The sequence below is a fragment of the Streptomyces sp. NPDC031670 genome (assembly GCF_055580545.1).
Genome location: NZ_JBVILC010000053.1, coordinates 1 through 4586 on the forward strand (window position 1 = coordinate 1; position 4586 = coordinate 4586).

At 66.5% G+C, this 4586-nt stretch carries 5 protein-coding genes and 1 pseudogene; 3 read left to right on the forward strand and 3 right to left on the reverse strand.

Translation table 11 applies throughout. The features are described from left to right. Positions 1 to 82: 82 nt before the first annotated feature. Positions 83 to 1122 (reverse strand): annotated as a pseudogene (locus ACZ5ID_RS36890) (IS630 family transposase). 275 nt (positions 1123 to 1397) lie between these two features. Beyond that, positions 1398 to 1820 carry a TipAS antibiotic-recognition domain-containing protein gene (locus ACZ5ID_RS36895; RefSeq protein WP_468907159.1) on the reverse strand — a complete coding sequence of 141 codons (423 nt, stop codon included), beginning with the start codon at positions 1818 to 1820 and terminating at the stop codon, positions 1398 to 1400. Between the two features lie 496 nt (positions 1821 to 2316). On the opposite strand from ACZ5ID_RS36895, the gene ACZ5ID_RS36900 reads away from it, so the two are divergent. After that, complete coding sequence (locus ACZ5ID_RS36900; RefSeq protein ID WP_468907162.1) at positions 2317 to 2502, forward strand: DUF1737 domain-containing protein; 186 nt, start codon at positions 2317 to 2319, stop codon at positions 2500 to 2502. Positions 2503 to 2788: 286 nt separating this feature from the next. On the opposite strand, the gene ACZ5ID_RS36905 is transcribed toward ACZ5ID_RS36900, so the two are convergent. Continuing rightward, the gene (locus ACZ5ID_RS36905; protein WP_468907165.1) at positions 2789 to 3592 is read right to left on the reverse strand and encodes an MFS transporter; all 804 of its coding nucleotides are present in this window, start codon (positions 3590 to 3592) and stop codon (positions 2789 to 2791) included. A 241-nt stretch (positions 3593 to 3833) separates the two neighbouring features. Between ACZ5ID_RS36905 and ACZ5ID_RS36910 the strand changes: the two genes are divergently transcribed. Both ACZ5ID_RS36910 and ACZ5ID_RS36915 read left to right on the forward strand, forming a co-directional pair. Next, the gene (locus tag ACZ5ID_RS36910) at positions 3834 to 4364 is read left to right on the forward strand and encodes a hypothetical protein (RefSeq protein WP_391691310.1); all 531 of its coding nucleotides are present in this window, start codon (positions 3834 to 3836) and stop codon (positions 4362 to 4364) included. 20 nt (positions 4365 to 4384) lie between these two features. Further along, positions 4385 to 4586 (forward strand): hypothetical protein (locus ACZ5ID_RS36915; RefSeq protein WP_468907167.1); only part of this gene is annotated, 202 nt, incomplete at its 3' end.

Sequence of the window (4586 nt, forward strand, 5' to 3'; positions counted from 1 at the left end):
GGGAACGACGCGACGACATCCACGAAGCCTTCCTCGGCCTCGCCGTCTGCCTCATCACCCACCGCCACGTCCAACGCCTTTGTTAGGGCCAGTTAAGGCATCCATCGACGAGGTTGCTGCGGTACTGGATCTGCCGCAGCTCCTGCCGAAGGGCACTCAGCAGGTGGTCGGGACGGTGAAGGCCGGCTTGGCCTGGCTGCCGTGTCGCAGCAGTGACCAGACGCCCTCGACGGGGTTGAGATCGGGTGCATAGGCCGGCAGAAAGTAGCAGCTGATCCAGTCATGACTGTCGATGAACTCCCGCAGCAGGGCGCCCCGGTGGACGTTCAAATTGTCCCAGATGGCCACGATCGGTGCGCTGCGTTGTTGGTGGGCGCCGGCCAGCAGGTCGCGGTAACAGGTCCAGGTGAAACTGCGTCTGCCGCCCCATTTGTGATCAGCGTGCCGCTTCGGCCGGTTGATCAGCGTGAGCGTTCGCCCGGCTTGTAGCAGGCCGGAGCGGCGATGGAGAAACGGCGCCGGGAGCGTCCCCGCACCCGGATGACCGGGGTTTGTCCGCGCCCGGCCCAGGTGCGGGCGGTGGGCGGCGTCATCGAGAATCCGGCCTCGTGCTCGAAGCACAGCCAGGCCCCGAGCGCCGCCACGGCGTTTCCACCAGCGGCCAGGTCTCCTTCACCCAGCCGGTGACGGCTTCGTCGCGCTCCACCGCGCGGCGGGCGGGGACCTGGTGGCTGAAGCCGTGCCGGTGGAGCATCTGCGCAACAGCGGAGAGCGTCATGCTCCTGTGGAAGCGGCGCCGTTCAGCGTCTTGATCCGTGCCAGCGTCCAGGTCGGGTCCGGCCGGCCGTGCGCGACCGGCCCCTTGGCCAGCTCCTGCTCAAGTACTGCAAGCACTGCCTCGCTCAGCTTGCGCCTGGACGCGGGACCCTTCGACTCCGGGCAGGTCTTGCGCCGTGCTCCCACGCCTGGCGCCACCGCTGTACCGACCGCACGCTGACACATAACTGCTTGGCGACCGCCCCGTTGTCGTCTCCCAGGGCGAATACCTCGGCCGCCTGCATCCGGATGTGCCCGCGAAACGCACGTCGCTCCGCGGGCAGCCGCCCTTTGCGGATACTTTATATGTCCGGCCTACTGCCAAACCCGTCACCTGTCAGCCTCGCGACATCACACCAGCGAGGTCAGTAACGAGTGGCTTTGCCCCGGTCTCACGCAGCGGGATCCACGTCCCACGCCGCGGGCAGATCGCTCTCCCGCAGTGACGCAGACGAAGTCGTCCTCACGCACGACGTTGTCTCGGCACCAGCCCGGGACCCCGGTCTCTGCTTCCTCCTCCCAGGGCTGCGACAGCCCTGGGGCCTACCCCGTCCATGCATGTCCCGGCCAGTGCCGCCCGACTACGCCGAAGCCTCGGCCCCTGCGCTGGGGGCGAACCCACTCCCCTCCTCCGCAAACACCTTGATCGCGGAGCCCAGGAAATCCACCATCCCAGGGTGGTAGGAATCGTGGAACGCCCTCATGGCCTCGTCCTCCGCGTAGAAGAGTGACATGCCGACGTAAGCCTCCCTGGAGGGGGTGTAGAACCGGCAGGCGATGTCGAAGTGCCTACGGACGAGCTCCTGGATCTCCTGGTCCCCTGGCAGGGAGCCGCCGTCCAGAAAAGCCGTGATCTCCCGGTACAGGACGTCCCAGTCCTGGTGGACCCGCTCCCTGTCCACATGTTCCCAGTTGTTGGTCTCGGCAAGGCTCTTCGCCTGCTCCTCGGCCAACGACCGGCGACACTCGTCCTCGTAATTGTTCCCCACGACACCGCTTCCCATCGTTTCGTCACCTCTCCGGTGGATCCCCGGGAGGCCGCAACATTGTCGACATCGACCGGGCCGCCGATGATCAACTGCCGGTCCAGGACGAACGGTGACACACAGCCACCGGGTCGGCAAACCCTTTCTTGGACCCTCCGGCGCTCCGTCCCGGTCAGCCAGCGGCGGAAAAGCGCAGCTCCAACGGCGAGCCGTCGGGCGGGGGGTCCCAGCTGCTCGACCGCGCGTCCCGGATTCCCGCGGTTACTTTGCGCGGTAGGAAGAGCTAGGCCGGCGCCGGTCCGGTTCCATGACGGCCGGTCGACCGGTCTCCATGACGGAACCCGGTTCGGAATCGGAACCGTATGCCGTCGATCAACTGCCGCCGAGGCCACATGGGCGGCCGCCCGCCCCTCGTACCCTCCGGCAACAACGGCTCCAGCATTTGAGGAGCGATTGGCCTGAGGGGGCTGGTCGCCTGGCCCGGTGGACCGGCGCGCATGAGATCTTTCTCTTCATGAGTACACCACCGGACGGATTGCCTATCTACCGGGTCTTGACCGGCCCGGACGACGCCGCGTTCTGCCATCGTGTGAGCGAAGCGATAGCTCTTGGCTACCAACTACATGAAGGCCCTGCGGTCACTTTCAATGGTGAGAGGGCCATCGTCGCGCAAGCGGTGGTATGGCCAGCACAGTCGTAGAACTTGCGGTCGCGGCCTGCCCGTGACACGAGAAGGGCCGCACGGGTTGGGCCAGTTGTGCCGCTTGCCTGGGCCCGCACGGCCTGTTCCCATCCTGCCCTGTCCGTGGTCTCGCGTGCACACTTCGGCGAGCTGCTCGAAGAGCTTGCTCCGCGTGGGGAGGCTGCCCGTGAGCCGGCGCTGCGCCGGCAGCGGCGCGGCCAGGACCGGCGTCGGGCGGCAGGTGCCAGACCGAAGCTGTGGTTGGTCTTCGTGGACCGCCTGCTGGTTACGCTGGCGCACCCAGTTAGGGGGTGCGGAGTTCCGCCCGGGCCGTGACCGCCAGGGCGACGATGGCCAACAGGGAAAGCAGGGCCCAGGCCGGGGTGAAGCTGCTGGTGAGATCGACCAGCAGGCCCAGCACGGGCGGCACCGTAACGACGGCGATCTGGTTGACGGACATGGCCAGACCCAGGGAAAAGCCGGTCTTGCCCGGCGGAGCCGCTTCGGTGACGTAGGCGACCCACGGCCCGTACCAGCCGAATCCGAAGAAGCCGAGCCAGACGAAGACGCCGGAGGCTACGACCGGTACCCGCCCAGCCGGTGTCATCAGCACGACCAGCCCGGTGATCACAGCGACCATGCAGACCAGCACGACGGAATAGCGTCCGGAACCGCTCCGGTCGCTCCAGGCCGCTAGGCATATCCGGCCTGCAACGCCCGCGCCCTGGGAGGCCACCAAGACCAGAGCAGCCTGTCCGGCGCCGACCGATGACGCCTGATGGAGATCGAGCACCGCCAGGACGGCCACGCCGTACTGAACCGAGATCAGGCTGGTCCCCGACCACATGATCTTCACCATGAACGGATCCCGGAGCATGCGCAGCCGGGCGCGGAGTTGCGCCACGAGCGCGTCCGACGGCCCCCTGTCCCGCTGGGCGGGCTCGACGGGCGGGCGGCGGTAGCAGCCCATGAAGAGGCCGACTTCCAGCAGCGCGACGAAGCCGCCGGTCAGCAGTGCCGCCCGCCGGCCGAACTCATCGGCGACCAGCGGCAGTACGGCCGAGGCGAGCGCTGCTCCCAGCGGCAGTCCGGCCTGCCGGACGCCCATACACGTGCGCGAGACAATCGCACGACACGGCAGGCGAGTTGAAGCGGACGGGATCGGGCGCGTACAACAACGACAACAGGGCCTCCGGGAACCGCTCGGAACGGGGTCGCACCCCCGAGCTACCAGGAGGCCCTGCCTCCATGCACCTATCGCCGGAAGTTCACTCAACCAAGACCCTGTTCGACCCGCACGTTCCAAGGTCGGTTGAGACGGCTTCTGACAACCACCCAGGGGGTTTGAAATGGCTGTTCCATGGGAGCTCTTGATATCCACCGTAGGCGGTGTCACGGCCACCATCGTGGGCGTCGTTGCAGGCGGGGTCGTTGGGCGGCGCAGCGAGAATCGAAAGTGGCTTCAGGAGACACAGACGTCCGCCTACGAGAGGTTCCTGCAGGCTTTCGGCGCCGTCGAGATGGAGCTGCGTGAGGCGTTCCTCGAACGGCGCAGACCTGCAGTCGCATGGGGACCGTTCAATGCCTCGATCCAGTCGCTGAGCTTGGTGGCGAATCCCGAGGCGGCCGCAGCAGCTCTCCAGCTCTGCGATGTCATCGAGGATTTCACCATCCTCTTCCACGATCGTCAGCCAGCGGATCTTGAGGAGCTCCGACCGATCCACACCGCCTTGGACCAGGGACACTTGAAGTTCGTCAATGCGGCCCGACGCTCACTCCATCCCTCGCAGGAACGTCTCACCCAGACACTCGGCGGCCCGTCGCCCTGGCGTGGCGTCGCCTTCGTGGACCAAGGCGACGGCGCCGGCGAGGCTGAATAGCACAATGAGTCTCTTCATCGGTGCTTCTCCAGGGTGAGGACGGCCTTGCTCACCGCCGGAAGATCACTCAACCAGCACCCCTGTTCGACCTGTACGTTCCAAGATCGGTTGAGATACGGCTTCTAATAGATCATCTCATTTGGCTGGGTATGCTGCTGGTCGTGTCGGGGATCGTTGAGCGGCTGGTGCCGGACGAGTTGTGGGAGCTGTTCCAGCGGGTGG

Excerpts from the sequence above, each read along its gene's own strand:
- ACZ5ID_RS36905 (WP_468907165.1), bottom strand. The coding sequence starts at position 3,592 with ATGGGCGTCCGGCAGGCCGGACTGCCGCTGGGAGCAGCGCTCGCCTCG.
- ACZ5ID_RS36910 (WP_391691310.1), top strand. The coding sequence starts at position 3,834 with ATGGCTGTTCCATGGGAGCTCTTGATATCCACCGTAGGCGGTGTCACG.
- ACZ5ID_RS36900 (WP_468907162.1), top strand. The coding sequence starts at position 2,317 with ATGAGTACACCACCGGACGGATTGCCTATCTACCGGGTCTTGACCGGC.
- ACZ5ID_RS36895 (WP_468907159.1), bottom strand. The coding sequence starts at position 1,820 with ATGGGAAGCGGTGTCGTGGGGAACAATTACGAGGACGAGTGTCGCCGG.